Origin of the sequence: Janthinobacterium sp. BJB401 (assembly GCF_013372745.1) — a bacterium.
Taxonomy (GTDB): Bacteria; Pseudomonadota; Gammaproteobacteria; order Burkholderiales; family Burkholderiaceae_D; genus Janthinobacterium; species Janthinobacterium rivuli.
Genome location: NZ_JABXFH010000006.1, coordinates 11,749 through 35,276, shown reverse-complemented (window position 1 = coordinate 35,276; position 23,528 = coordinate 11,749). Strand labels below are relative to the sequence as shown.

At 60.2% G+C, this 23,528-nt stretch carries 25 protein-coding genes and 2 pseudogenes; 18 read left to right on the top strand and 9 right to left on the bottom strand.

Features of this window, described 5'->3' with window-relative positions; genetic code table 11:
* Nucleotides 1–16 precede the first annotated feature (16 nt).
* The 5 genes from hutG (at nucleotide 17) to HWE17_RS06185 (ending at nucleotide 5,510) form a co-directional block, all read left to right on the top strand.
* On the top strand, nucleotides 17–820 hold the full coding sequence (gene hutG, locus HWE17_RS06205; protein ID WP_176388172.1) for an N-formylglutamate deformylase: 804 nt from the start codon (nucleotides 17–19) through the stop codon (nucleotides 818–820).
* Complete coding sequence (locus HWE17_RS06200; RefSeq protein ID WP_176388171.1) at nucleotides 805–2,181, top strand: formimidoylglutamate deiminase; 1,377 nt, start codon at nucleotides 805–807, stop codon at nucleotides 2,179–2,181. The genes hutG and HWE17_RS06200 overlap by 16 nt, the downstream gene beginning before the upstream one ends.
* A complete protein-coding gene (locus tag HWE17_RS06195; RefSeq protein ID WP_035822376.1) occupies nucleotides 2,181–2,756 on the top strand; it encodes a HutD family protein in 576 nt (191 codons plus the stop codon). The genes HWE17_RS06200 and HWE17_RS06195 overlap by 1 nt, the downstream gene beginning before the upstream one ends.
* A gap of 12 nt (nucleotides 2,757–2,768) precedes the next feature.
* The gene (gene hutI, locus HWE17_RS06190) at nucleotides 2,769–3,995 is read left to right on the top strand and encodes an imidazolonepropionase (RefSeq protein WP_176388170.1); all 1,227 of its coding nucleotides are present in this window, start codon (nucleotides 2,769–2,771) and stop codon (nucleotides 3,993–3,995) included.
* A gap of 69 nt (nucleotides 3,996–4,064) precedes the next feature.
* Nucleotides 4,065–5,510: a glycine betaine ABC transporter substrate-binding protein gene (locus HWE17_RS06185; RefSeq protein ID WP_255206140.1), complete on the top strand. Its 1,446-nt coding sequence runs from the start codon at nucleotides 4,065–4,067 to the stop codon at nucleotides 5,508–5,510.
* A gap of 11 nt (nucleotides 5,511–5,521) precedes the next feature.
* On the opposite strand, the gene HWE17_RS06180 is transcribed toward HWE17_RS06185, so the two are convergent.
* Entirely contained in the window at nucleotides 5,522–5,701 is a 180-nt protein-coding gene (locus HWE17_RS06180; RefSeq protein ID WP_034746290.1) for a hypothetical protein, read from the bottom strand.
* 14 nt (nucleotides 5,702–5,715) lie between these two features.
* Here HWE17_RS06180 and HWE17_RS06175 point away from each other — a divergent pair, with 14 nt between their 5' ends.
* Nucleotides 5,716–6,057, top strand: coding sequence for a hypothetical protein (locus HWE17_RS06175; RefSeq protein ID WP_176388169.1), 342 nt, complete (start codon nucleotides 5,716–5,718; stop codon nucleotides 6,055–6,057).
* A 208-nt stretch (nucleotides 6,058–6,265) separates the two neighbouring features.
* Here the strand turns inward: HWE17_RS06175 and HWE17_RS06170 are convergent, their stop codons facing one another.
* The 4 genes from HWE17_RS06170 to HWE17_RS06155 all read right to left on the bottom strand — a co-directional run bounded on the left by HWE17_RS06170 (nucleotide 6,266) and on the right by HWE17_RS06155 (nucleotide 9,027).
* The gene (locus HWE17_RS06170) at nucleotides 6,266–6,772 is read right to left on the bottom strand and encodes a GNAT family N-acetyltransferase (RefSeq protein WP_176388168.1); all 507 of its coding nucleotides are present in this window, start codon (nucleotides 6,770–6,772) and stop codon (nucleotides 6,266–6,268) included.
* Nucleotides 6,769–7,713: a DMT family transporter gene (locus tag HWE17_RS06165; protein ID WP_176388167.1), complete on the bottom strand. Its 945-nt coding sequence runs from the start codon at nucleotides 7,711–7,713 to the stop codon at nucleotides 6,769–6,771. Before HWE17_RS06165 ends, HWE17_RS06170 begins: the two co-directional genes overlap by 4 nt.
* Nucleotides 7,714–8,011: 298 nt before the next feature.
* Nucleotides 8,012–8,461, bottom strand: a complete 450-nt coding sequence (locus HWE17_RS06160) for a glycine zipper 2TM domain-containing protein (RefSeq protein ID WP_035822363.1) — start codon at nucleotides 8,459–8,461, stop codon at nucleotides 8,012–8,014.
* A 137-nt stretch (nucleotides 8,462–8,598) separates the two neighbouring features.
* Complete coding sequence (locus HWE17_RS06155) at nucleotides 8,599–9,027, bottom strand: DUF962 domain-containing protein (protein ID WP_099401689.1); 429 nt, start codon at nucleotides 9,025–9,027, stop codon at nucleotides 8,599–8,601.
* Between HWE17_RS06155 and HWE17_RS06150 the strand changes: the two genes are divergently transcribed.
* From HWE17_RS06150 to HWE17_RS06120, 7 genes and pseudogenes are all read left to right on the top strand, one after another.
* Complete coding sequence (locus HWE17_RS06150; protein WP_176388166.1) at nucleotides 9,017–10,078, top strand: hypothetical protein; 1,062 nt, start codon at nucleotides 9,017–9,019, stop codon at nucleotides 10,076–10,078. The genes HWE17_RS06155 and HWE17_RS06150 overlap by 11 nt on opposite strands.
* 64 nt (nucleotides 10,079–10,142) lie before the next feature.
* Nucleotides 10,143–10,262 (top strand): annotated as a pseudogene (locus tag HWE17_RS06145) (DNA-deoxyinosine glycosylase); the annotation flags it as partial.
* 39 nt (nucleotides 10,263–10,301) lie between these two features.
* Nucleotides 10,302–10,844, top strand: a complete 543-nt coding sequence (locus HWE17_RS06140; RefSeq protein WP_255206132.1) for a DNA-deoxyinosine glycosylase — start codon at nucleotides 10,302–10,304, stop codon at nucleotides 10,842–10,844.
* A gap of 102 nt (nucleotides 10,845–10,946) precedes the next feature.
* Nucleotides 10,947–11,714 carry a HEPN domain-containing protein gene (locus HWE17_RS06135; protein ID WP_176388165.1) on the top strand — a complete coding sequence of 256 codons (768 nt, stop codon included), beginning with the start codon at nucleotides 10,947–10,949 and terminating at the stop codon, nucleotides 11,712–11,714.
* A 59-nt stretch (nucleotides 11,715–11,773) separates the two neighbouring features.
* On the top strand, nucleotides 11,774–12,121 hold the full coding sequence (locus tag HWE17_RS06130) for a hypothetical protein (RefSeq protein ID WP_176388164.1): 348 nt from the start codon (nucleotides 11,774–11,776) through the stop codon (nucleotides 12,119–12,121).
* Nucleotides 12,122–12,522: 401 nt separating this feature from the next.
* Nucleotides 12,523–12,798, top strand: a pseudogene (locus tag HWE17_RS28595) (DNA-deoxyinosine glycosylase); the annotation flags it as partial.
* 99 nt (nucleotides 12,799–12,897) lie between these two features.
* Nucleotides 12,898–13,662, top strand: coding sequence for a hypothetical protein (locus HWE17_RS06120; RefSeq protein ID WP_176388162.1), 765 nt, complete (start codon nucleotides 12,898–12,900; stop codon nucleotides 13,660–13,662).
* 161 nt (nucleotides 13,663–13,823) lie between these two features.
* On the opposite strand, the gene HWE17_RS06115 is transcribed toward HWE17_RS06120, so the two are convergent.
* Nucleotides 13,824–15,032, bottom strand: a complete 1,209-nt coding sequence (locus tag HWE17_RS06115; RefSeq protein ID WP_255206131.1) for a hypothetical protein — start codon at nucleotides 15,030–15,032, stop codon at nucleotides 13,824–13,826.
* Between the two features lie 106 nt (nucleotides 15,033–15,138).
* Nucleotides 15,139–16,005: an HDOD domain-containing protein gene (locus HWE17_RS06110; protein WP_035822356.1), complete on the bottom strand. Its 867-nt coding sequence runs from the start codon at nucleotides 16,003–16,005 to the stop codon at nucleotides 15,139–15,141.
* A gap of 290 nt (nucleotides 16,006–16,295) precedes the next feature.
* Between HWE17_RS06110 and HWE17_RS06105 the strand changes: the two genes are divergently transcribed.
* The gene (locus HWE17_RS06105; RefSeq protein WP_176388161.1) at nucleotides 16,296–16,874 is read left to right on the top strand and encodes a DNA-3-methyladenine glycosylase; all 579 of its coding nucleotides are present in this window, start codon (nucleotides 16,296–16,298) and stop codon (nucleotides 16,872–16,874) included.
* On the opposite strand, the gene HWE17_RS06100 is transcribed toward HWE17_RS06105, so the two are convergent.
* Entirely contained in the window at nucleotides 16,871–18,565 is a 1,695-nt protein-coding gene (locus tag HWE17_RS06100) for a methyl-accepting chemotaxis protein (RefSeq protein ID WP_176388160.1), read from the bottom strand. The genes HWE17_RS06105 and HWE17_RS06100 overlap by 4 nt on opposite strands.
* 68 nt (nucleotides 18,566–18,633) lie before the next feature.
* Nucleotides 18,634–19,092, bottom strand: a complete 459-nt coding sequence (locus tag HWE17_RS06095; RefSeq protein WP_034780434.1) for a cache domain-containing protein — start codon at nucleotides 19,090–19,092, stop codon at nucleotides 18,634–18,636.
* 281 nt (nucleotides 19,093–19,373) lie between these two features.
* On the opposite strand from HWE17_RS06095, the gene HWE17_RS06090 reads away from it, so the two are divergent.
* The 4 genes from HWE17_RS06090 to HWE17_RS06075 are packed head-to-tail and all read left to right on the top strand — an operon-like array spanning nucleotide 19,374 to nucleotide 23,449.
* Entirely contained in the window at nucleotides 19,374–20,738 is a 1,365-nt protein-coding gene (locus HWE17_RS06090) for a KamA family radical SAM protein (protein WP_369681708.1), read from the top strand.
* Between the two features lie 2 nt (nucleotides 20,739–20,740).
* Nucleotides 20,741–22,090 (top strand): nitrate/nitrite transporter, encoded by a 1,350-nt coding sequence (locus HWE17_RS06085; RefSeq protein WP_176388159.1) that lies wholly within the window; start codon nucleotides 20,741–20,743, stop codon nucleotides 22,088–22,090.
* Entirely contained in the window at nucleotides 22,035–22,883 is an 849-nt protein-coding gene (locus HWE17_RS06080; protein WP_035822348.1) for a fumarylacetoacetate hydrolase family protein, read from the top strand. Before HWE17_RS06085 ends, HWE17_RS06080 begins: the two co-directional genes overlap by 56 nt.
* Nucleotides 22,883–23,449 carry a carboxymuconolactone decarboxylase family protein gene (locus HWE17_RS06075; protein WP_176388158.1) on the top strand — a complete coding sequence of 189 codons (567 nt, stop codon included), beginning with the start codon at nucleotides 22,883–22,885 and terminating at the stop codon, nucleotides 23,447–23,449. Before HWE17_RS06080 ends, HWE17_RS06075 begins: the two co-directional genes overlap by 1 nt.
* Nucleotides 23,450–23,528 lie beyond the last annotated feature (79 nt).

Below are 23,528 nucleotides of genomic sequence, written 5' to 3'. Positions count from 1 at the left end.
GCGCAAGGAGACAGGCATGGAATTCCGCTTCAACGAAGGCAGCATCCCGTTGCTGGTGTCGATGCCCCACGTGGGCACCGACATACCCGACGATATCGCCGCGCGCATGACGCCGCAGGCCCTGATCAAGGCCGACACGGACTGGCATTTGCGCGAGCTGTATGGCTTTTTGCAGGAGATGGATGCGTCCGTGCTGTCGGCGCGCTGGTCGCGCTACACCATCGACTTGAATCGCCCGCAGGAAGACACGAATCTGTATCCGGGCCAGGATACGACGGGCTTGCTGCCCAACGATACCTTTCACCGCGAGCCGCTGTACCTGGTCGGCCGCGAACCCGATGCGGCCGACGTACAGCAGCGGCTGCGGCGCTACTGGGCGCCGTATCATGCGCAGCTGCGCGCGGAACTGGACCGCCTGCTGCGCGTGCATGGCGCCGTGGTGCTGTGGGATGCCCATTCCATCGCCTCGCGCGTGCCGCGTTTTTTTGACGGCAAGCTGCCCGACCTGAACTTCGGCACGGCCGATGGCGCCAGCTGCGATGCGGGCCTGACGTCGACCGTGGTCGATATCGCGCGCGCGCAGGAGACATTTACCGTGGCCTTGAATGGCCGCTTCAAGGGCGGCCACATCACCCGCCATTACGGCCAGCCGGCCGGCCGCGTGCATGCGATCCAGCTGGAGATGTGCCAGTGCCTGTACATGAATGAGCCTGGCATGGATGACGCGGCGCCATTTGGCTACCGTCCCGACCTGGCCGCGCAAGTGCAGCCGCTGCTGCGCCAGATGATGGCAGCGGCCGTGGCATGGGTGGCGCGTTGAGCGGCTGTCTGTTCGCGCGCCATGCACTGCTGCCGCAAGGCTGGCGCCGCGACGTGCTGCTGGAGTGGGACGCGGCCGGCGATCTGACGGCGGTGACGGAAAACGCCGCAGCGCCTCTTGGCGCGGAAGTGGCCGAATATGTCTTGCCCGGCATGGTCAACCTGCATTCGCATGCCTTCCAGCGGGCGCTGGGCGGCATGACGGAAGTCGCCGGCGATGGCTTGGACAGTTTCTGGACCTGGCGCGACCTGATGTACCGTTTTGCGCGCCACATCACGCCGGAGCAGATGGAGGCAATCGCCGCGCAGCTGTTTGCCGAATGCCTGCGCCATGGCTACACGGCCGTCTGCGAATTCCACTATCTGCAGCGCGATATGGCCGGTGCGCTGTATCCGCGCCCTGCCGAAACGGCGGAACGGGTGCTGGCCGCGGCGCGCCTCAGCGGCATCGGCATGACCATGCTGCCCGTGCTGTACGGCCATGCGGGCTTTGGCGAGCAAGCTTTGAAAGAGGAACAGGCGCGCTTTCGCACCAATGCGGATGACGTGCTGCGCATCGTCGAGGCGCTGGCGCCGCAGCGCGGCGGGCAGGTGGAGGTGGGCTTTGCGCCCCACTCGCTGCGCGCGGCCGGCGTGGCGCAGATCCGTGAAGTGGCGCAAGCGCTGCCCGCGGAGCGTCCCATCCACATTCACATCGCCGAGCAGCAGGGCGAGGTGCGCCAGTGTCTGGACTACAGCGGCCGGCGCCCGGTGCAGTATTTGTACGATCAGATCGACATCGATGCGCGCTGGTGCCTCGTGCATGCGACGCATGTGCAGCCCGATGAAGTGGCGCTGATGGCGGCCAGCGGCGCCGTGGCGGGCCTGTGTCCGACGACGGAAGCGAACCTGGGCGACGGCTTGTTTCCGCTGGCCGAATTCATCGCCGCCGGCGGGCGTTTCGGCGTCGGCAGCGACAGCCACGTGTCGCAGTCGCCGGTGGAAGAATTGCGATGGCTTGAATATGGCCAGCGCCTGCAACGGCAGCAACGCAATGTGGCCGCCACGGCAGATGAACGCCGCGTGGGAGATTACCTGTGGCAGGCGGCCTTGCAGGGCGGTGCGCAGGCGTCCGGGCGCAAGCTCGGCGCCCTGGCGCCCGGCTGCCGCGCCGACTTGCTGGTGCTCGACGACGCGCATGTGAACCTGTGCGGCGTGGCCATCGCCGATGTGCTGGGCAGTGTACTTTTCTGCGGCAACGACAAGCTGGTGCGCGACGTGCTGTGCGGCGGCCGATGGCAGGTGCGCGATGGGCGCCACGTGGCGCAGGATGCCATCGCCGCCGCCTACAAGCGCACCCTGACGCAACTGAGGGCGCTCTGATGGCGATCTTCATCCCGCAGGAATGCCTGCGCGCCGCGCCGTGGAAAAACGGCGGCGGCAGCACGACGGAAATCGCCATTGCTCCCCCCGGCGCCGGCTTCGATGATTTCGACTGGCGTATCAGCCTGGCGACGATCACGGCCAGCGGACCGTTTTCCAGCTTTCCCGGTATCGACCGCAGCCTGATGCTGGTCGATGGCGACAGCGTGCAACTGACGTTCGACGGCGCGCGCAAGGTGGTCTTGAGCGCGGCGCAACCGATGCTGTGGTTTCCCGGCGAGGCGGCCGTGGAGGCGCAGGTCAAGGGAACGACGACGGATTTCAATGTGATGACGCGGCGCGACCGCTGCCGCCACCAGCTGGAAAAAATCACGGCCCCGTGCAGGCTGGTACGGCGCAGCGCGGCGACCTTGCTGTTTGTCGCCGGAGAAGGCCACGTGCTGGCGCGCGGCGCGGAACAGCAGTTCGCGCTGGCCCGTTATGACGCGCTGCTGCTCGATGCCGACGATGCGTCGGAGTGGCGGCTCGACGCCTTGCAGCGTTCGGCCGTGTTGTGCGTCGACCTGTTCATCTAGGAGAGAAAAGCCATGCAAGACTGGGATATGGTCATCCACAACGTCCACCTGGCCACCATGGTACACGGTTATGGCGAATTGCTCGACGCGGCCATCGCCGTCAAGGATGGCCGCATCGCGTGGTTCGGCCCCGGCGACGAGCTGCCGGCCAGCGGCGCCGTGCTGCACGATGGTCAGGGTTGCTGGCTGACGCCCGGCCTGATCGACTGCCATACGCACATCGTCCATGCGGGCAACCGCAGCGACGAATTCGAGGCGCGCCTGAATGGCGCCAGCTATGAAGACATCAGCCGCGCCGGCGGCGGCATCATGTCCACCGTGCGCGCCACCCGCGCGGCCAGCGATGACGAGTTGCTGCGGCAAAGCCTGCCCCGCGTGCTGGCGCTGCTGGCCGAGGGCGTGACGACCCTGGAGATCAAGTCCGGTTATGGTCTCGACGCGGACAGCGAGGCGAAGATGCTGCGCGTGGCGCGCAGGATAGGGCAACAGCTGCCCGTATCTGTGCGCACCACCTTCCTCGGCGCGCACGCGCTGCCGCCCGAATATGCGGGCCAGGCCGACGCGTATATCGACCTGCTGTGCGCGCAGATGCTGCCGAAGCTGGCGGGCGCTGGACTGGTCGACGCCGTCGACGCGTTTTGCGAGCGCATCGGCTTTACGCCGGCGCAGACTGAAAGGGTGTTCGAGGCGGCGCGCGCCTTGAATCTGCCCGTGAAACTGCATGCGGAGCAGCTGTCGGACCTGGGCGGCGCGGCGCTGGTGGCCCGTTACGATGGCCTGTCGGCCGACCATCTGGAATTCCTGTCGGAAGAGGGTGTGGTCGCCATGGCGCAACATGGCACGGTGGCTGTGCTGCTGCCGGGCGCGTATTACTTTTTGCGCGAAACGCAGCCGCCGCCGGTGGCGGCTTTGCGCGCGGCCGGCGTGCCGATGGCCGTGTCCACCGATTGCAACCCGGGCACGTCGCCGATGATGTCCCTGCTGCTGGCGATGAACATGGCGTGCACCCTGTGGCGCCTGACGCCGCAGGAAGCGCTGGCCGGCTGCACGCTGCATGCGGCGCGCGCGCTGGGCTTGCAGCATGAAACGGGCAGCCTGGCGGTGGGCAAGCGCGCCGATTTTGCCCTGTGGCGCATCGCGCGCCCGGCCGACCTGGCGTATGCGCTGGGCCTGAACCCGTGCGCGGGCGTGGTGCATGGCGGTGTCTGGCGCGCGCCGGTGGTAAGCTTGCCGGATTGATCATCCGTCCTGGAGCGCCGCGTGCGTGTTGTTTACCTGTTGTTGTTGCTGGTCTTTGCCGCCGCGCCCATGTCCTCCCTTGCCCAGGATGGCGGCACCCTGAAGGTGGGCTCGAAGCGCTTCACGGAATCGTACATCCTCGGCGAAATCATCCAGCAGAGCGCCGCGCCGCACGTCAAGGCGCAGCACCGCCAGGGCCTGGGCAACACGGCCATCGTGCTCGCTGCGCTGCAGGCGGGCAGCATCGACGTGTATGCCGAATACATGGGCACCATCGGCAGCGAAATCCTCAAGCACGACAAAGCCATCGACCTGGCGCAGATGCGGCGCGAGCTGGCGACGCTGGGCTTGGGCGTGGCCGTGCCGCTGGGCTTTAACAATACCTATGCGCTGGCCGTGCGCAGCGATGAAAAAACCATCGCCAGCCTGGCGCAGCTGGCCCAGCACCCGGCCCTGACATTCGGCCTGTCGCATGAATTCATCGGCAGGGTCGATGGCTGGCCGGGCCTGGCCGCCCGCTATGGCTTGCCGCAGCGCCCGCGCGGGCTCGATCACGGCATCGCTTATGAAGCGCTGGCGCAGCGCCAGGTGGACGTGATCGACATCTATTCGACGGACGCGAAGATACGCCAGTACGGCTTGCGCGTGCTGGCCGACACGCAGCAGTATTTTCCCCGCTACGACGCCATGCTGCTGTACCGGCTCGACGTGCCGCAGCGCTTTCCCGCCGCCTGGCTGGCGCTGCAAGGCTTGCAGGGGCGTATCAGCGAGAGCGACATGATCGCCATGAATGCGGCCGTGGAAATCGATGGCAAGACTTTTTCCGACGTGGCGCGCCAGTGGCTGGCCTCCGGCACGCAGGCGAACAAACCGGCCGCCGCGCGCGGCAAGCTGCTCGATAAAATCATCGGCGACGATTTGTGGACACTGACGCGCCAGCATCTGACCCTGGTGCTGCTGTCGGTGGCATTGGCGTGCGTGATCGGCATTCCGCTGGGCGTGCTGGCGGCGTTTTCGGCGCCGCTGCGGCAAACGGTGCTGGCCTTCGTCGGCGTGCTGCAGACGGTGCCCTCGCTGGCCCTGCTGGCGATATTGATCCCCGTGCTGGGCATGATCGGCACCGTGCCGGCACTGGTGGCACTATTCGTGTATGCCTTGCTGCCCATCGTGCGCAACACGTGCACGGGCATCTTGCAGGTGCCGCAAGGCTTGCGCATGGCGGCGCTGGCGCTGGGCTTGAGCAAGCGCGACCGCCTGCTGCACGTGGACTTGCCGCTGGCCTTGCCCGTCATGCTGGCGGGCGTGAAAACGGCGGCCGTGATGAGCGTGGGCACGGCCACCATCGCCGCCTTCATCGGCGCGGGCGGTTATGGCGAACGCATCACCATCGGCCTGGCGCTGAACGACAACGACATGCTGCTGGCCGGCGCGATCCCCGCAGCCGTGCTGGCCCTGCTGACGCAAGGCTTGTTCGAGCTGGTGGAGCGCTGGGCCGTGGCCGGCCGGCAGCACTGACGGCATCACGGTTACAGCGAATGCAGTTTGGAGCGCACCGAGACGACGGCCTGGTGCAGGATGCGTTCAGCCTGGAAGTCGTTCTCGCGCTGTTCGGCGATGGCTTGCAAGTCGCGCGTATAGCGCTCCAGGCGGGAGCGCAGGTAGGCGCGGTAGATTTTCATGACGAGCGGTTTGGCAGAAACATTCATGATGTGGCTCCCAGGTGCGTAATGATGCGTTCATTTTGTGTGAGCGGAATGCCGCCACTTTGCGCCATATCAAATGCCATGACCCCGTCAAATTGGCGTGTTTGACATTGCACAATGCCCGCCAGGGCGAAGATGCCACACTGAATCTTCCCTGCTCGCCTGGTCATCATCAGGTGCCGCAGGCCCTGATTCCTTCAAGCATATTCAAGGAGCGTCGCATGGTTATTTTTGCCGTGGTTGCTGGCTGCATCGCCTGCCTGACAGTGTACCAAATCTATAAAAATGCGCAGGGTGGCAGTGGGGTTGCGCAACAACATATCGGCTTGCACGGCACATTGATTGAACCACGGAAATAATCAGTGTCTTTCAAGCGACACTTGGTGAAACTTGGTTAGCAGATTTAAGTCAAATGTAAGGCCCGGTAAGCAAATGTAAAGGTCTGCGCTATCGCAAGCGACAGCGTTTATATTGATAACCGTTGATTGCATTCTCCCCCTCCCACTTGACAATGGGTTCTACCCCGCGGTGCCGCTAGCCCGCGGGGATTTTTTTTGGGCAATTGGTTTATGCAGATATCGGCGTACCCGCCGACAGTTGCGTCAAGGCATCGCCAGCGACCCGGCAGATGCGCCAGTCCGGCATCACGTCCGCGCCCATGCCCTTGTAGAAATTGATCGCGTTTTCATTCCAGTCCAGCACCGACCATTCGAAGCGGCCGCAATCGCGTTCGACGGCCAGTTGCGCCAGCGCTACCAGCATCTGCTTGCCATAACCTTTGCCGCGCACCGATTGCTTCACATACAGGTCTTCCAGGTACAAGCCCTTGCGGCACAGGAAAGTGGAAAAATTATGGAAGAACAGGGCGAAGGTCACCACTTCGCCATTTTCCGTGCCGACCAGCGCTTCGCATGCGGGATGGGCGCCGAACAGGCTGTCGTGCAACATGGATTCCCTGGCGATCATCATGTGTTCGAGTTTTTCAAACACGGCCAGTTCGTGGATCATGCCAAAGATGGCGGCCACGTCGGATGCGGTCGCGGGACGGATGGCGAAGGAGGAAGAGGTGCTCATGTTGCCTTTGTTGATGGAGTGGTGGAAAGGGAAGCGATGGGACTCGTCTTGCGCGCCCCCGACGTCAGGGCCCAGGCCACGCTGGACAGGCACAGCACCATGCCCACCCATTCGATGGCGGCGGGCCGGTAGTGTTCGAACTGCACCGACAGCAGGACGGAAATGACGGGCGTGACGACGCCGATGTACACGGTCTTTTGCGTGCCGATGCGGGCGATTAAGGTGAAATAGGCGCTGAAGGCGATCACCGAACCGAAGATGGCCAGGTACACCAATCCCATCCAGTAACTGGGGCGCGCGGGCAATTGCCAGGACTGTTCCGTGGCGACGGCCCAGACGGCCACCATCAAGGTGCCCCACAGCATGGTCCAGGCCATGGTCAGCATCACGTTGCCGGAGTGTTCGCGCACTTTCATGACGAGGGCGTTGCCTGCCGTGCTCGACACGGTGGCCACCAGCGCCAGGATAAAACCGAGCAGAAAATGGCCATTGCCGCCGCCCAGAATATCTTGCAGCGCCGCGCCGATGGACTGGTAAAACAGCAGCACGATGCCGCAGATGGCGACGAATGCGGCGCAGCAGGTGCTCCAGGTGATGGGTGTGCCGAAGGCGATGCGATTGAGCAACGGCGTCCAGAACACCATCAGCGCAAACAGCACGCTGACAAGGGCCGAGACCAGGTATTGCTCCGAGCTGTAGGTGCACACATAGCTGAGGGCGAACGAGGCCAGTCCCTGCAGCAGCATCCATTTTTGCGCGCGCCAGGGCAGGCGCAGGCGGTCGCCGCGCACGGCGCACCAGGCAAACAGGGTGGCGGACGCGAGGCCGAAGCGGTAGACCACGGAAACGGCGGGGGCGACATCGCCCAGCTGCAAGGTGATGGCCCAGAAGGTGGAGCCCCAGATCAGGCAGGCAATGATGAACAGGAGAGGAGAGGACATCGCGCAAGTATACGGGCATCGCGCGTCCCGGTCGAGTTTGGCAAATGCGCAGGCAGGCATTGAGCCAGCGCAGTGCTTCTGGAAAATGTTGAATTTATGAAAATATTTACTTTATTATCAAGTAAATATTTTCTGAATTGCATTTTTGAAGGGGACCGCCATGCCAGCCTCACTGCAGATCAAAGTATGGAGCGTGCTTGTGTATGTCGTCGTGACGGCTGTGATTGCCATCTGGCTGCACCCCTCCGCCTTGCTCGCTGCCGGCGCATTCGGCTGAGCGCATGCGCCGGCAAGCGGATCAATGCGTGACGCGGGTCTTGCGGCCATCGGACAGCAGGCGCACGCGCTCGCCCGGGCGGAACAGCTCGTCGGCGTCCTGCACGATGGCGCGCATGTCGCCATTGTCCAGGCGCACTGTGATTTCCAGGCCGGCCTTGTTCGAGGCATTCGCTTCGATGCTCTTGCCGGCCATGCCGCCGGCGACGGCGCCGAGGATGCTGGCCGCGATGGCGCCTTTGCCGCCGCCGATAGTCGAGCCGGCCACACCGCCCAGCGCCGCGCCAGCCAGCACGCCCGTGCCCGTTTCGCCCTTGTCGATGGTTACCTGGCGCACGGATTCAACCGTACCCATGCGAACCGATTGTTCATTCTGCGCCTGGCGCGCATTGTAGACATTTGCCGAGTTCGGTTGTACGGCGCAGCCGGCCAGGGTGGCAAGCAATGCCACTGCAATAATTGGTGCTTTCATATGGGACTCCCTTGGACAAAAGTTGCTTGCCGATTGCGTCGACCGGCAGATGGTGACTTATCATAAGGACACTTGCCTCAGATAACTAGTTACGAATGGTAAAAATCTGTTACCAACTTCGCGTAAGCGCTTGCCGCTCAATACGCCAGCCGCAGGCGCCGGTATAAAAATCCCAGCACGAACAGCGGCCCCACCAGTAAAAAGCGCAAGTCGTCGAGGAACGACGGTTTCTTGCCTTCGATCTGGTGGCCGATGAACTGGCCTATCCAGGCCAGCACGAACAGTGCCAGCGACACGGGCAGGATGGTCAGCGCCGGCATGAGCAGAAGCAGGCCCAGCATGGCGGCCAGCATCGCCAGCATGCCCGCAGCAAACGGGCGCGACAGCTTGTAATAATAGTATAAGGCCAGAATACAGCCGAGCAGCGCCACGCTGGGATGCACGCTCCACAGCAGCCCCAGCAGACTAAAAACGATCAGCGGCACGCACACGATGTGCACCCATTCATTGACGTGGTTGCGGTGGCTTTCGCCATACTGGGCCAGCAGGGTGTCGATGGTGCGCATGGGCGGTCTCTTGTGTGGTGTTCTGGCTGGAAATTCTACACCGGAACACCAGCCGCCGACCGCAGCGTTCTGTGGTGGAATTGCTCAATTGCTCAATTGCTCAATTGCTCAATTGCTAATTTTGCGTTATTATTTCCCGTTGGAAATATTTCCGTTCATCTCAAAGACATCCGTGACATCGCCCGCCAGTCTCCCTGATTACCAGCGCTATTCCTTGGCGTCCCTGCAGCAAGCCCTGTCCGGCACCGACGGCGCCGATGCGGCACGACGCCAGCGCATTGAAGCGGAAATTGCCCAGCGCCAGCAGGATGACGATGCGGCGGAGCAGCGCCAATGGGCCGCGCGGCCGCAGGACAAGCCGCTCGATCCGGCCACCGCCGCACTCGCGCAGGCGGCCAAGCCCCACTTGCAGTCAGCCGGCTATGTGTTGCTGGTCACGTGGGTCGTGTTGACAGTCAGTGCCTGGTCTGAAATCGCTCTGGCCGATAGCCGGATTTATTTTGTTGGCGGCATCGAGTTGCTGATCTTTGGCATCTTTTTGTTGCGTGGCAACTTGCGCGCGGCGAGATGGCTGCGCGGGCTGATTGTTCTCTTGGTGCTCCCCACCGTTCTGGTGCTCGATTTCCTGTTCATGCAACCGCTGTCCCTGACCGTCACGCAGTTCAAGCTGGCGCCTGTCCGTCATGGCTGGCTGGTGCTGGAAACCGTGCTGTCGCTGTGGACCATGCATTACTTGTACCGTCAACTGGGGATGCCTGCTGTCATGGCCGCCTGCGATGCCAGGGGATACCGGCGGCGCGATTTGCGCATACCCGCCATTCTCGGGCTAATCCTGGGGATCAGCAGCGTTGGCATCGGGCTGGCGACCTTGCGTGGCGAGACGGCGCGGCAGGCGCGCATGATCGTGGCGCAGCGCTATGGATCGGGCTACCAATACCATGTCAATGGCGTCGGTGAGTCCGTCACGCCGCAAGGCAGATTTCATACGGCACAGGTGCTAGTGTGGGATGACAAGGGCATCATGTCCGTGCCCGTGCAATGGCCCGATTAAAATAGGCGCCCCCCACTGCCGCAGGATGCCGCTTTTGCCCCGCTTATTGTCTGTTGCACCGGCCATGCCGGACCCGCGCAAGCGCTGTTTCGATCCCGTCGTCGACGCCAATACGTGCTTGCTGATACTGGGCAGCTTGCCCGGTGAAAAATCGCTGGCGCACAGCCAGTATTATGCGCATCCGTAAAATAGTTGGAGCACCTAATAGATTAATAAGAACTTAATGATGACCAAGCTAGTGAATTTGGACGATGCTCTTGAGAAGTCATCGCGGAAACGATGTTTCGATCCGGTGGTCGATGCTCAAACTCGTCTGCTTATACTTGGAAGTCTGCCCAGTGAAAAGTCGCTGGCGCTTCAGGAGTACTATGGTAATCGGCAGAATAAATTCTGGGAGCTGATGTCTGAGGTGATCGGGGTGGAACTGGTCCCGCTCGACTACGCGTCCAAGCTTGAGGCGCTGTTGCACCATGGGGTGGGGTTGTGGGACGTGGTGGCGGAGGCGAGCCGCCAAGGCAGCCTCGATAGCAATATCCGCGAGCGCAACGACAATGACCTGCCTAATCTGTTGACGCGCTTCCCCAACATCAAGGTAATCGCCTTCAATGGAGGGACGGCAGGACGTTTGGGGATCAAGGTGCTGGGCGCCAAGGCGGCGGCCTATAACATCGTGGCGCTGCCATCTAGCAGCCCTGCATATACCTTGCCGTATGCTAATAAGGCAGAGAGCTGGCTTGCGCTACGATCGCTCATTGCGGTTTCGTGAACAGGCCGCGACTTCGCTTCTTTTTTGCTGCCATTTCACCTGTACGTCAACTGTAGTGACATTCCGGCGGAACCATCGACTAGCGAATTGTTTCTAAAAAAAATGAAGATAATCCAATTTGATCATGGCAAGTGGCATTACGAGCTCATAGAAGCGCTTGGCTGCTATGGAACGCTTTACGCATACTGCTCAAATGATGATGCAATTCGAAGCCACCTCATGTCGGCTGGCAGGCCGAAGCGGAGCTCCGAAGATGGTGATCTAGAGGGCGTTGCTGATGCTGATGCGGAGAGTTTTCTTGAACCCGTGGCTGAGTCAATCAGCATTGCTTTGCGCGCTTACAGTCGCCAATTAGTAGTGGTGATCGTTTCGCTTATCGAAGGTGCAATTGGTGAAGCATTTGATGTCCTTTTCACCTTTAGGCCAGAGACAATCAAGTCTTTGGAAGGCGACAGTTCTGACAGATCATTTAAAGCCGTAGTCTCAGTCACGGAGCTAATTTCTTCGTCGAGCTTGGACGAGCTTCGTCGCTCAATAGTAGAGCGCGCAATCAGCACTGCTATGCAAGGTAGCAGTGCAACAGTTCTTAAGCGGCTTGAGCGACTTCTGAAAGCTGAAATTTCCCTCGACCAAAAAAAGGCTTTCCTGGAACTGGTAGCCCTACGCAATCGAATAGTGCACGATAACCTGGCTTTGCAACTGGATCACGGCGAAGTGCGAAGGTACTTCGATGTTGGCACTGATTTAGTGGAGCAGCTCGGAAGTATGATTCATCAAAATTCGTTACCGCTCAATGACCCGATGTACTTGTTTGGTCAATGGGCCCCTGATCAAGACACGTATGTCGTCACCGAGTTTACGGCTCTTTGAGCTGGACGATCTCTTGTCAGCCGGACTGTTGAGAGAAACGCATCTGGGACGATGGAACAATGTGCGGCTTCGTGCCGCCTCAAATAGAGTTTAGAGAGGCGAATTTGAAAGAAGAATATCGTAACAAGCTACGCCTCCGACTCGCGAACACAGCCATTGGTCCATCAACCATCCGTCGAATGGCGCCCGCAGGAACGATTGATCCAGCACGCGCCTTCTTGGAAACTATTGATCTTAGAAAGGTCGGCGTTTGTAATGAAGAACAATTCGCCACGCTTATCGATGCGCTTACGAGTTCTTACATTGAAGTCGTGCCAAATCTGCCATGGGGAGCTGCACGAAAATTTCTCAATATTTCTTGCGAGATTGCCTATATTGCCGGTTTATATGCGAAGAGTACGATCTGACTTGGATCGAAAGGTATTTGGAGGTGCCACTGGACGGGGACGTGATAAAAGAGCTTAAAAGTGGCGCTGGACGCGGAGTACTACCTCGATGGAGCGGGGTAAGCAAGCTTACAAGCATTGATTCTGAGCGCTTTCAGAAACATGCTCAGGTTGTGGCTGATGCCAAAGGGGTTTTGCGTGTATATCTGGATATCGAGTATTGGCGTGGCGAGAAAGCGCAGCAATGAAAGCTCAAGGCGAACATGAGAAAGTCAGCATCGAAGATTGCGTCTAGGGATAACGACTTCTGGCAAGTGTAATGACCCAGCAGTTACTGCACATGCTAGCTGAACTGCCCTAAGTAAGTATCAAATTGTTCAAAACATCAACAAATTCTGGATGCTGCTTGGTGAGGTGCTGGCGTGGACTTGTGGGACGCGGTGGCGCAGGCGTAGCGCGCGGGCAGCCTGGACAGCAATATCCGTTTCCGCGATGACAATGACCTGGTGGCCTTGGCCGCCAGCCTGCCACGGCCGCATATGATCGCCTTCAACGGCGGCACGGCTGCGAGGCTGGGCATCAAGGTGCTGGGCGAGCACGCGCAGCGCTGCCGCATCGTCAGCTTGCCGTCGAGCAGTCCGGCGCATACGCTTGCGTATGCGCAAAAGCTAATATCATGGAAATTATTATCGGAATGAATGACCTGGAATATCTGCCCAGTGTTCTTGTATTTTTTTTATGAGTTATAAGATCGTATTGAATTCACTTTCAATTATTTTCCATGTAAGGAATATTTTATGTCGGACAATGAATCGTCTTCCAGTCGGCGAGCCGAACAAGCAATAACACTGTTAGATCGAGTAGTGCAATATCGATGGGCATTGCTCGTTACATCTGTTATGTTGGCAATGGATGATGTCTTGGTGGTTTTTTTTAATATCGGAATTGTTAATTTTGATTTTCAATTGTCCAATGATGTTGTGGGTAATAAATTAATTTCAACTGGTTCCTATATTGTTTTTTTTGGTTGCTACGTATTTTTCATGGGCGCTTTTTCGCCATTAATGGAGGGTATTTTGAAGTGGCTGCTTAGGCAAATTCGTTACTCAAAAATATGGCCTGCAATATTTGACCATACTGATTGGCATCGGGAATACCGTGAAAAACTAAGTTATGGTTACGTCCGATTATATGATGCGGAAAAGGAAGCTCTCAAAGGGAAGGATAGCTTTTGGATTGGGCGTATTGAGGCAGCGAAGGAGGAGAGAAGGAAGAGAGATAGTGAGGAAGTGATGTTGTCAAAATTATCTTTCTCGTGCGCACTTTTATTGTTGATAAATTTAGTGGCCGGCGATAATTCTTTTTCTCAATTGTTGCTGGGGTGGAATGAAAAACAATCAATTTTGTGGCATTGGATTCCTAACTTTATGTTTTTATTGTGTGCTGGAATTTTGTTTTCACCATGGTTTGTGAGTTTTGTAAGGGAAGACGAATATTCTGATTGGATAGCGCATCCAGAGATGGCAGAGCGAAGATTGCGGGAAATGACAAATAAAGACTAGCGCGCACGCTAAGAATGCCTGCTAGTAAAGATTAAAGGCGATGAGTGAAGTCACGCCCGCGATGAGAAAATCATATATTGATCAACCTACACTATTGTGTCTCAGGTTGACCAATATGAATCTAAAATCGTAGCTTACTTGTGTATGAAGGAAAGTCTATTCTAGCTGGGCGCGTACGGCTGCGCTTCCAGCGGCTGTCCCTTGGCATCGAATTTCAGCGCCACGGACAATTGCGTCACGCCGATGGTGGCCAGCGCGTCGCAGATGTCGTCGACTTCGTCCTGCAGGTCGGCAGCCAGGTCCAGCGGCTTGTCGGCGCTGTGCAGCAGCTGGCCGTTTGCCGTGCTGACATTGACGCGCAGCAGCATTTCGCCGTGCTCATCGGCCGGGCCGACGACGACGGATACATCGCCAGCGTCTACCTTGTTTTCCGCCAAGGCATGGTTGATGCCGGACATCATCTGCAGCATCGCATATTCGCTCATGCCTTGTTCCTTGCCGCCATGGAACAGATCCTGATAGAGGAAGCTCACTTCCAGGGCGTTGCCGGCCGGCGCCAGGCAGCGTTTCACCAGCTCGCCCACTTCCGTCGTCCATTGCTGATAGCGGGCCATGCGTGCGTCGAACCAGGCGTCGAGCGCCGCTTCGTCCTTCGGTTCCGCATAGAAAGGGTCGTCCACGCGTTTTAATGCAAAGCCCAGCAGGAAGCGCAGTTCGACGGCCGTGTCCTGCGGGCCGAAAGCCGTTTCGCTCCAGCCGACGATGCTGCTTTCCAGGCCCGGCGTGGCAACGATTTTCTTGTCCGTCATCGAGCTGTAGGCATCGCGCACCATTTCGTGCAAATGGCTGTAGGTGATGCGGTCGATTTCATCGAGGTCGTAGGCATGGCTCATCAGGACCACCTTGGCCTTGGCGCTTTCCAGTTCTGCCTGCTGGAAACTTTTCACCAGTGCTTCGAAAGCGTCCTGGTCCTGGAAACTGTCCGCTTCCTTCAGGCCACCCGTGCTTTGCACCAGCAGGGGGACGACGAAGGCGTTGATTTCCATGGCCGGGGCATTCTCGCGGCGGATCACGGAAATGGAGGCCGCTTCCTCGATGTGGCTGCGCAAATACTGGTAGGCGCCCACGTCTTCGTATTTCGAACGCTCGATGGCGTCGTACAGGATTTCATCCTTCTTTTGATTCAGGGCCTTGCGGATCAGGCGGCCAAATTCCACGGCTTGCTCGGCCAGCACCGTGCCCTGCGATTCGCTGTCTTCCTGTTCCGCCAGGTTCAGGGCCATCGTGCACAACATGCGTGTGACGGATTCATCCTTGTCTTCAGGCGTGTTGGCGGATTTACGGGGGACAGGGCGCTTATTTTTGGGCATGGCGATCAACAGGTTAAGAAAGACGGGTCAGGCAAACGGAAACAGGCGCCAAGGCTTTGCCAGGCGCCGGGACAGATCATACAGGCGGCCGCGGCCGCCTGATACATCAATGGTCGGTATCGAACATCTCGTGCAATTCGTCGAGGAGGTCGGCGGCTTCTTCCTGCGACAGGCCAAGATGCTGGCAGGCAAGTTCGCCGCCCTTGTCCCACTCGAGCGAGGTACTGTTGCCATGGTAGCGCTGAATGCCCTTTTCGGCCAGCAGCGACAGGGCGACGAGCGAGCGGATAGCGTCGTCCGTGGACGGGTCGGCCAGCACCGTGTAGTCGTGGTGGTGCAAAATGGCCCAGGAGACATCGGAGGACAGGCCCCAGTTGCGCGCCAGCAAGCAGCCGATGGCCGCGTGGTTGGTCTGGTGACGCGCGTCTTCCAGTGCAGTAAAACAATTGTTCGCATCGTTGGCCGCCGCCGCATACGTGTTGACGTAGTCGGGAAAGCGGTTCATCAGCAGGGGCACGCCGATATCGCAGAACAGGCCGAAGGTGTGGGCGATGTCGGGCGGGGCGATGCGCAGCTTGCGCGAAGTAAATACCAGGGCGCGCGCGCGTTTGGCCGATACATCCCAGAAGTTGGTCAGTTCCACGCCTTCCGCTTCCAGCGCCTGGCGTGCCAGCAAGCCCGTCATCATGGCGCTGCACTGGTTGATGCCAAGAAAATTGATGCCTTGCTCGACGGACTTGGCCTTGCGCGCAGCGCCATAGAACGGCGAGTTGGCCAGTTTCAGCAGGGCGCCGGACATGCCGACGTCATCGGCGATGATGCGCGCGATGCGGCGCGGCGACGGATCCTGTTCCGCCAGTTCGCGCTGCAAGTCGACCAGCAGGCTGGGACGCGGCGGGATGCGGATGGAACGCATCAGGGCGTCAACCGGATCTTCCTGCACTACCTGCTTTTGCGCTGCCGCTCTCATCATCACGCTTTCATCATCATTTTTGTGTCCGGTGCTTAGTCTGTCGCGCGCTGCCGCTGCCCGCTTCATGAGCGTCTGGCGCAGTGCCCGACGATTATCGCTGTTTATGCGCGGCAATAGTTCATCTCTGCAATATTTTGTCGCAAAAATCCTCGTTTTGGCCTGCTCCGGCTGCGATTTTCGTCATTTTACGACGCGGCCCATGAAGGCATTCATGATTAAAATAGCAAGTTTCATTTGTTTTCAAGGTGGGACAAGGCGTGCGGCGGGATGCGTGGCGGTACAATTGCTGGATGAAAAAAATCCTCGCGGGTATCGATTTTGCGGACGATTCCAGCAGCGTGGCGCGCCAGCTGATCGGCGTGACGGTGCTGGTCGATGGCGTGGGCGGGCGCATCGTGGAAACGGAAGCGTATGACCGGCTGGACCCGGCTTCGCACACGTATGGCGGCATGACGCCGCGCAATGCGGCCATGTTCGGTCCGCCCGGGCACGCCTATGTCTACCGCTCGTATGGCATCCACTGGTGCCTGAACTTTGTGTGCCGCGAGCCTGGCCATGGCGCGGGCGTGCTGATCCGCGCCATCGAACCCTTGGAGGGCCTCGACATCATGCGCGAGCGGCGCGGCGTCGACGATGCGCGGCTGCTGTGCTCGGGGCCGGGCAAGGTGTGCCAGGCGCTCGGTGTCACGCATATGCACAACCGGCTGGCGCTCGATGCGCCGCCGTTCATGCTGTTGCCCCGCGAACAAGAGGTGACGGTGCAGGCGGGTTTGCGCATCGGCATTTCCAAGGCGATGGACACGCCGTGGCGTTTCGTGCTGGCCGGCTCGCGCTATCTCAGCAAACCGATGCGCGCGCCAGCCGCCTAGCTGCGGCGGCGCTGCGGCGTCGTGTTTGTGCCGGGCAAGGCGGACTTGCCGCGCAGCGGGCTGTGCAGTGCGCGCCTGTCCTGCTGCGCACTGGCCGGATGCTGGAATGCTTCTGCTTCGGTAGGGCCGCTCGGCGCGGCGGGGCGCTGGTCCAGGGTGAAGACGCTGACTGCCGCCGACAATTTGACGGCCTGGTCCTGCAAACTGGCTGCCGCTGCCGCCGCCTGCTCCACCAGGGCCGCATTTTGCTGGGTGACATCATCCATTTGCGTGACGGCCTGATTCACTTCCGTGATGCCGGACGCCTGCTCCGCGCTGGCTTCTTTTACGCGCTGGATGATCTCGTTGACTTGCTGCACCGAGGCCACGATGGCGCCCATGCTGTCGCCCGCTTGCTGCACGGCCACGCTGCCGCCATCGATGGTGGTCACCGAGGTGGCGATCAGGGTCTTGATTTCCTTGGCCGCCTGCGCCGAGCGCTGCGCCAGGGTGCGCACTTCGGATGCCACCACGGCAAAGCCGCGGCCTTGTTCGCCCGCGCGCGCCGCTTCCACCGCCGCATTCAGCGCGAGGATATTGGTCTGGAAGGAAATACCATCGATCACGCCGATAATATCCACGATCTGGCGCGAATTGGCGCGTATCGTCGCCATCGTCGTCACCGCCTGCTGCATCGACGCGCCCCCTTGCACGGCCAGGGTGGATGCTTGTCCCGCCAGCTCGCAAGCCAGCTGGGCATTGTCGGCGTTGTCATTGACGGCTTGCGTCAGCGCTTCCATGGCGCTCGATGTTTCTTCCAGCGAACTGGCCTGCATTTCCGTGCGCGCCGATAAATCCAGGTTGCCGGTGGCAATTTCGTGCGAGGCCGTGTCGATTGATTGCACGGCGTCCATGATGGTGCGCAAGGTCTGGTTCAGGTGGGCGATGGTCTGGTCCAGCACGCGCGAGGTGGCGGCGATTTCGTCATTGCCCTGCTTGGGCGCGCCGGCCGTCAGCTTGCCCGCCGCTAGGTCTTGCACGGCGTCGGCAATGCCGCGGATTTCCACCAGCATGGCGCGCCGCACCAGCATGGTCACGACGATGGAAACGAGGATAGACAGCAGCACCGTCAGCAGCAGGCTCCAGCCTAGGGTGCGAAACTCGGCGCTGGCCGTCGCATGGGCCTGGCTGCTGAGCGTTGTTTCCAGGGCCGACAGTTGCGCCAGCTGCGTATTGAACTGGCCGAATTGGGTTTCCGCCTTGAGCATGGAATTGGTGGCGATCGACTGGTCCATCTGCGCCATTTCCATGGTTTCCAGCACGGCCTTGCGATAGCCGGCCAGCGCTGCGATGGCCGCATCGACCAAAGTGCGCTCGGCGCCCGTGGCCGTGGCGCGCAGCGTGGTCAGCTGGGTGCCGATGGCCGCGTGGCGCGCCTTGATCTGTTGTTCAAGTGCATCAAGGCGGGCCTTGGCGAAGCTGCCATTCGTCCACGACAGCAACTGGTACATATTGCCATGCACCTGCCTGGCCTCGCCGAGTACATCGGCGGCCGCCTTCAAGTGCGTGATGCGCACCCGCACCATGTTTTCCAGCGAGGCATTTTGCCGCACCATGCCATACCATGCGCCGGTCGAGCTGAGTATCAGCAGCAGCAAGACCAGTATGGGCGCCAGCAATAATTTTGGTCCGATGCGTAATTGATTGAGCATGCTTGACTCCTGGCTATGGCTGTTCACACCGGAGGCGGCGCGCGGTGTGTATGCGCGCCGCCCCTGCCTTATTTTTTGTAGATGCCCGCTTCCAGCACCACATCGTTGACGCGCAGGATGTACGTGGTCTTCGGTTCGATCTTGCCGCTGGTGGGATTCTTGTACTGGTAATCGACCCAGCCCTTGCCCTGTTTTTGCGCCAGTTCAATGATTTCACGGCGATATTTCTTGCCATTCGCATCGGGTACATCCGTCAAATCCTTGCCCACGATGGAAGGATTGATGGGGTGGGCCAGCACGATGCCCGTCTTGATGTCGCGCATGTCCACGTATAGCGAGCCCTGCACGAAGTCCGGGTCTTTCGCCGTGATTTTCTTCATCATTTCTTCCTTGCCATGCGCCTTCATGAAGGCGGCGCCCCGTTCGGCCATGGCGATGGCGTCTTTTTCCGTTGGTTCGACGGCGGCACTGACGCTGCCGCCGGCAAATGCCAGGCACAGCAGGCTACCCGTGAATAAGCGTTTCATGAAAGCTCCTTGTGATATCGAGGGATATGTTGCCAAGTCGTAATTTACGTCGCCGACGCTTCCCTCAAATTGCGATGGAACAAACTAAGGTGTTGCTTGTAGGCAGCATGCAACGTATCGACGGCTTGTTGATATGTAGCAATTTGGTTCCGAATGGCAAGAATTATGATGACTTTCACAGCATGCCGGGCGGGTCTGGTATGAGGGGGAAGAGGCTGGAATTGGACGATGTAGGGCTGATTTCATGCAAGTTATCGCTATTTACAGGCAAGGAGCTTATCGTGTCCGCACCCATTACCGAGCCGTTTTCACCCAAGTTCAAGCCGTACACGCGGCAAACCATTCAACAGGCGCGGCAGTGGGAATGGCTGCCGGAAGAGCAGCGTGTAGCCGTGCAAGTGGTGTCGCACGTCTTGCCGTTTCGCACCAATGAATATGTGCTCGATCAGCTGATCGACTGGAACAATATCCCTGACGATCCCATCTATCGCCTCGTCTTTCCCCACCGCGACATGCTGCCACCCGAGCAGTACGCGCACTTGCGCGACCTGGTGCTGGTCAAGCAGGACAAGGCTGCCATTGATGCCTATGTGCATGGCTTGCGCCTGGGCATGAATCCCCACCCGGCTGGCCAGATGACGCATAACGTGCCGAAGGTCAACGATGCGCCCGTGCGCGGCTTGCAGCATAAATATGCGCAGACGGTGCTGTTTTTTCCCAGCGCGGGCCAGACCTGCCACGCGTATTGCACCTTCTGCTTCCGCTGGCCCCAGTTCGTCGGCATGGACGACATGAAGTTCGATGCGCGCGAGTCACATGAGCTGGCCGCCTACCTGAAACTGCATCCGGAAGTGACGGACGTGCTGATCACGGGCGGCGACCCGATGATCATGAACACGCGGCAACTGGCCGCCTACCTGGAGCCGCTGCTGGCGCCGGGTCTGGAACACATCCAGAACATTCGCATCGGCACCAAGGCGGTGGCGTATTGGCCGCAGCGCTTCGTGTCCGACCGCGATGCGGATGACTTGATGCGCCTGTTCGAGCGCGTCGTCAAGGCGGGCAAGAACCTGGCCGTGATGGGCCATTACAGCCACGCCGTCGAGTTGCGCCAGGACATCGCCCAGCAAGCCGTGAAACGCATCGTCTCCAGGGGCGCCACCTTGCGCATGCAGGGGCCGCTGATCCGCCACATCAATGAAGATCCGGCAAGCTGGGCCGAGCTGTGGCAGACGGGCACGCGCCTGGGAGCGATTCCGTATTACATGTTCGTCGAACGTGACACGGGGCCGCGCGGCTATTTCGAGTTGCCCTTGGCGAAGGCGCACGAGATTTTCCAGGCCGCCTACCAGATGGTGTCGGGCCTGTCGCGCACGGTGCGCGGGCCGTCCATGAGTGCGTTTCCCGGCAAGATCGTCATCGACGGCATCGTCACCATCAATGACGAAAAACTGTTTGCCCTGCAGTTTTTGCAGGCGCGTAATCCGGATTGGGTGCGGCGGCCGTTTTATGCGAAATTCGATGCGGAAGCGACGTGGATGGACGATTTGAAGCCGGCCTTTGGCCACGACAAGTTTTTCTTTGAAACGGATGAGCCTGTGCCGCAGGTGCCGCATAAAATCATCCGTCTGGCAAAGGCCGCCTGAGCATGCACGGCGCCGGCGCTTCTTCCCGCTCCGGCGTGGCCGTGTTTTGCCTCGTGTTCCTGCCGTTCGCGCTCGGGCATTACCTGTCGTGCCTGCTGCGCGGCGTGAATGCCGTGCTGACGGCCGAGTTGCTGGGGGCCATCGCCCTGACGCCAGCCCAGCTGGGCCTGCTGACCAGCGCTTTTTTTCTCGCCTTTGCGCTGGTGCAATTGCCGGTTGGCATGGCGCTCGATCGCTACGGCCCCCGCACGGTGCAACTGTGGCTGCTGGCGCTGGCGGCCCTGGGCGTGTGGCTGTTCAGCCGGGGCCACAGCTTTGCCGAACTGATGTGGGCGCGCGCCTTGATGGGGGCGGGCCTGGGCGGCTGTTTCATGGCCGCCGTGAAAGCGATCTCGTGCGCCATCGCGCCAGCCCGCCTGCCGTCCGTGCATGGCTATCTGATCGCCGTGGGCGGACTGGGCGCGGCCACGGCTACCATGCCCGTCAAGCTGGCCCTGCACTATACGGACTGGCGCGGCGTGTTTCTGGGCCTGGCGCTGGCGGCGCTGGCCATCGGCTTGCTGATCCGCCTGCTGTCGCCGGCCATGCCCGCGCCTGCCGTAACCATGAGCAAGGTGAACAAGGTCAGCGTGTGGAGCGTGTACCGGGATCCCGGTTTTCGCCGCACCATCGCGCTGATCCTGCTGCCGCACACGGTGTTCTTTGGCGTGCAGGGTTTATGGATAGGCCGCTGGCTGGCCGACGTGGGCGGCTTGTCCGACGATAACGTGGCGTATTTGTTGTACCTGGGCATGGCGGCCGTCATCTTCGGCGCCATCGGCATGGGTATGCTGACGGAATGGGCAGGCCGGCATGCGATTGAACCGATGCAAGTGGCGGGCGCCGGCATCGTCCTGTTTGTCGCCGTGCAAGTGGCGATGGCATGCAATGTGGTGCCCAGCCTGCCGTTGCTGTCCGTGCTGTTTACCTTGCTGGGCACGGTGACGGGCCTCGAATATGCGATCGTCGCGCAAAGCAGGCCGGCCAGCTTGACTGGCAGGGCGGCCACCTGCCTCAATTTGCTCATTTTCACGGGCGCTTTCCTGGTACAGGCGGGCTTTGGCCTGATCCTCGGCTGCTGGCCCCTGAACAGCCAGCAGCAGTATCCGCCGCAGGCCTACCAGGCGGCGTTTGGCGTGCTGGCGGCCTTGCAACTGCCGGGACTTGCGATGTTTTTCATTCACCGCTGCAGGCGTGCCGGACCATCCGGTAAAATGACAGCCTGCACAGCGGCAATGATCAACTCCAAGGAAGACTATGAAACTCGTTCGTTATGGACGTCCAGGCAAGGAAAAACCGGGCCTGATCGATGAAGAAGGCAAACTGCGCGACCTGTCCGGCGTGATTGCCGATATTGACGGCGCACAACTGTCCGACAAAGCCCTGCGCAAGCTGGCCAAGCTCGACGAAAAGACCTTGCCTTTGGTGCGCGGCAATCCACGCTTCGGCGTGCCGCTGGCGAAAGTCGGCAAGTTCATCGGCATTGGCCTGAACTACGCGGACCACGCGGCCGAATCCGGCATGGCTATCCCGGCCGAACCCATCGTCTTCATGAAGGCCATTACTTGCCTGAATGGCCCGGACGACAATGTCGTGTTGCCAAAAGGTTCGAAAAAAACGGATTGGGAAGTGGAACTGGGCGTGATCATCGGCACACGCGCGCAATACGTGAGCGAAGAAGACGCCCTGAAATACGTGGCCGGCTATTGCGTCGTCAACGACATCTCCGAACGCTCGTTCCAGCTGGAACGGGGCGGCCAATGGGATAAAGGCAAGGGCTGCGACACCTTTGGCCCCATCGGCCCGTGGCTGGTGACGCGCGATGAAATCATCGATGAGCAGGACCTGGACCTGTACCTGGAAGTCAATGGCAAGCGCATGCAGACTGGCAATACGCAAACCATGATCTTCACGGTGGCGCAGATCGTCAGCTACCTGTCGCAATTCATGACACTGGAACCGGGCGACGTCATCGCCACGGGCACGCCGCCGGGTGTGGGCCAGGGCCGCAAGCCGCAGCGCTTCCTCAAAAAAGGCGACAGCATGCGCCTGGGCATCCCCGGCCTGGGCGAACAGCAGCAGGACGTGGTCGCCTGGACTGCCTGATGGCCGGTAGCGATATCGACCGCTTGCCGCCGCTACCGTTGAACCAGCTTGACCAGCAGCAGCGCGCGGCCGCGCAAGCCATCATCGATGGTCCGCGCGGGGCGCTGTACGGCCCCTTCGTGCCGCTGATCCGCAGCCCCGAGCTGATGGAAACGGCGCAGCGCATGGGAGAGTATTTGCGCTACCGCAGCGCCATCGGCACGCGCCTGTCGGAACTGGCGATCCTCGTGACGGCGCGCCAGTGGGACCAGCAAGTCGAGTGGGCCATCCACGCGCCGCTCGCCGTGCAGAACGGCATCGCGCAAGCGGCCGTGGACGCCATCGCTGAACGGCGCGTGCCGCTTGCCCTCAAAGAAGACGAGCAAGCCGTGCACGACTTTTGCATCGAGTTGCAGCAGAACAAAAGGGTCAGCGATGCCACGTATGCGCGGGCGCTGGCGCTGTTCGGCGAACACGGCGTGGTCGACTTGATGGGCATCAACGGCTATTACACCTTCCTGGCCATGGTGATGAATGGCGCGCAGACGGCCGTGCCGGCCTTGGACGTGACGCCCTTGCCCGCATGACGAGAGGAGTTTAGAGGACTTCTTCGGCAAAGATGGACAAAGTGTAATGAAGTTGAAATTATTCAATATATAATTTTAC

Excerpts from the sequence above, each read along its gene's own strand:
- hutG (WP_176388172.1), top strand. The coding sequence starts at position 17 with ATGGAATTCCGCTTCAACGAAGGCAGCATCCCGTTGCTGGTGTCGATG.
- HWE17_RS06200 (WP_176388171.1), top strand. The coding sequence starts at position 805 with ATGGGTGGCGCGTTGAGCGGCTGTCTGTTCGCGCGCCATGCACTGCTG.
- HWE17_RS06195 (WP_035822376.1), top strand. The coding sequence starts at position 2,181 with ATGGCGATCTTCATCCCGCAGGAATGCCTGCGCGCCGCGCCGTGGAAA.
- hutI (WP_176388170.1), top strand. The coding sequence starts at position 2,769 with ATGCAAGACTGGGATATGGTCATCCACAACGTCCACCTGGCCACCATG.
- HWE17_RS06185 (WP_255206140.1), top strand. The coding sequence starts at position 4,065 with ATGTCCTCCCTTGCCCAGGATGGCGGCACCCTGAAGGTGGGCTCGAAG.
- HWE17_RS06180 (WP_034746290.1), bottom strand. The coding sequence starts at position 5,701 with ATGAATGTTTCTGCCAAACCGCTCGTCATGAAAATCTACCGCGCCTAC.
- HWE17_RS06170 (WP_176388168.1), bottom strand. The coding sequence starts at position 6,772 with ATGAGCACCTCTTCCTCCTTCGCCATCCGTCCCGCGACCGCATCCGAC.
- HWE17_RS06165 (WP_176388167.1), bottom strand. The coding sequence starts at position 7,713 with ATGTCCTCTCCTCTCCTGTTCATCATTGCCTGCCTGATCTGGGGCTCC.
- HWE17_RS06160 (WP_035822363.1), bottom strand. The coding sequence starts at position 8,461 with ATGAAAGCACCAATTATTGCAGTGGCATTGCTTGCCACCCTGGCCGGC.
- HWE17_RS06150 (WP_176388166.1), top strand. The coding sequence starts at position 9,017 with ATGGTGCGCATGGGCGGTCTCTTGTGTGGTGTTCTGGCTGGAAATTCT.
- HWE17_RS06155 (WP_099401689.1), bottom strand. The coding sequence starts at position 9,027 with ATGCGCACCATCGACACCCTGCTGGCCCAGTATGGCGAAAGCCACCGC.
- HWE17_RS06140 (WP_255206132.1), top strand. The coding sequence starts at position 10,302 with ATGATGACCAAGCTAGTGAATTTGGACGATGCTCTTGAGAAGTCATCG.
- HWE17_RS06135 (WP_176388165.1), top strand. The coding sequence starts at position 10,947 with ATGAAGATAATCCAATTTGATCATGGCAAGTGGCATTACGAGCTCATA.
- HWE17_RS06130 (WP_176388164.1), top strand. The coding sequence starts at position 11,774 with ATGTGCGGCTTCGTGCCGCCTCAAATAGAGTTTAGAGAGGCGAATTTG.
- HWE17_RS06120 (WP_176388162.1), top strand. The coding sequence starts at position 12,898 with ATGTCGGACAATGAATCGTCTTCCAGTCGGCGAGCCGAACAAGCAATA.
- HWE17_RS06115 (WP_255206131.1), bottom strand. The coding sequence starts at position 15,032 with ATGCCCAAAAATAAGCGCCCTGTCCCCCGTAAATCCGCCAACACGCCT.
- HWE17_RS06110 (WP_035822356.1), bottom strand. The coding sequence starts at position 16,005 with ATGATGAGAGCGGCAGCGCAAAAGCAGGTAGTGCAGGAAGATCCGGTT.
- HWE17_RS06105 (WP_176388161.1), top strand. The coding sequence starts at position 16,296 with ATGAAAAAAATCCTCGCGGGTATCGATTTTGCGGACGATTCCAGCAGC.
- HWE17_RS06100 (WP_176388160.1), bottom strand. The coding sequence starts at position 18,565 with ATGCTCAATCAATTACGCATCGGACCAAAATTATTGCTGGCGCCCATA.
- HWE17_RS06095 (WP_034780434.1), bottom strand. The coding sequence starts at position 19,092 with ATGAAACGCTTATTCACGGGTAGCCTGCTGTGCCTGGCATTTGCCGGC.
- HWE17_RS06085 (WP_176388159.1), top strand. The coding sequence starts at position 20,741 with ATGCACGGCGCCGGCGCTTCTTCCCGCTCCGGCGTGGCCGTGTTTTGC.
- HWE17_RS06080 (WP_035822348.1), top strand. The coding sequence starts at position 22,035 with ATGAAACTCGTTCGTTATGGACGTCCAGGCAAGGAAAAACCGGGCCTG.
- HWE17_RS06075 (WP_176388158.1), top strand. The coding sequence starts at position 22,883 with ATGGCCGGTAGCGATATCGACCGCTTGCCGCCGCTACCGTTGAACCAG.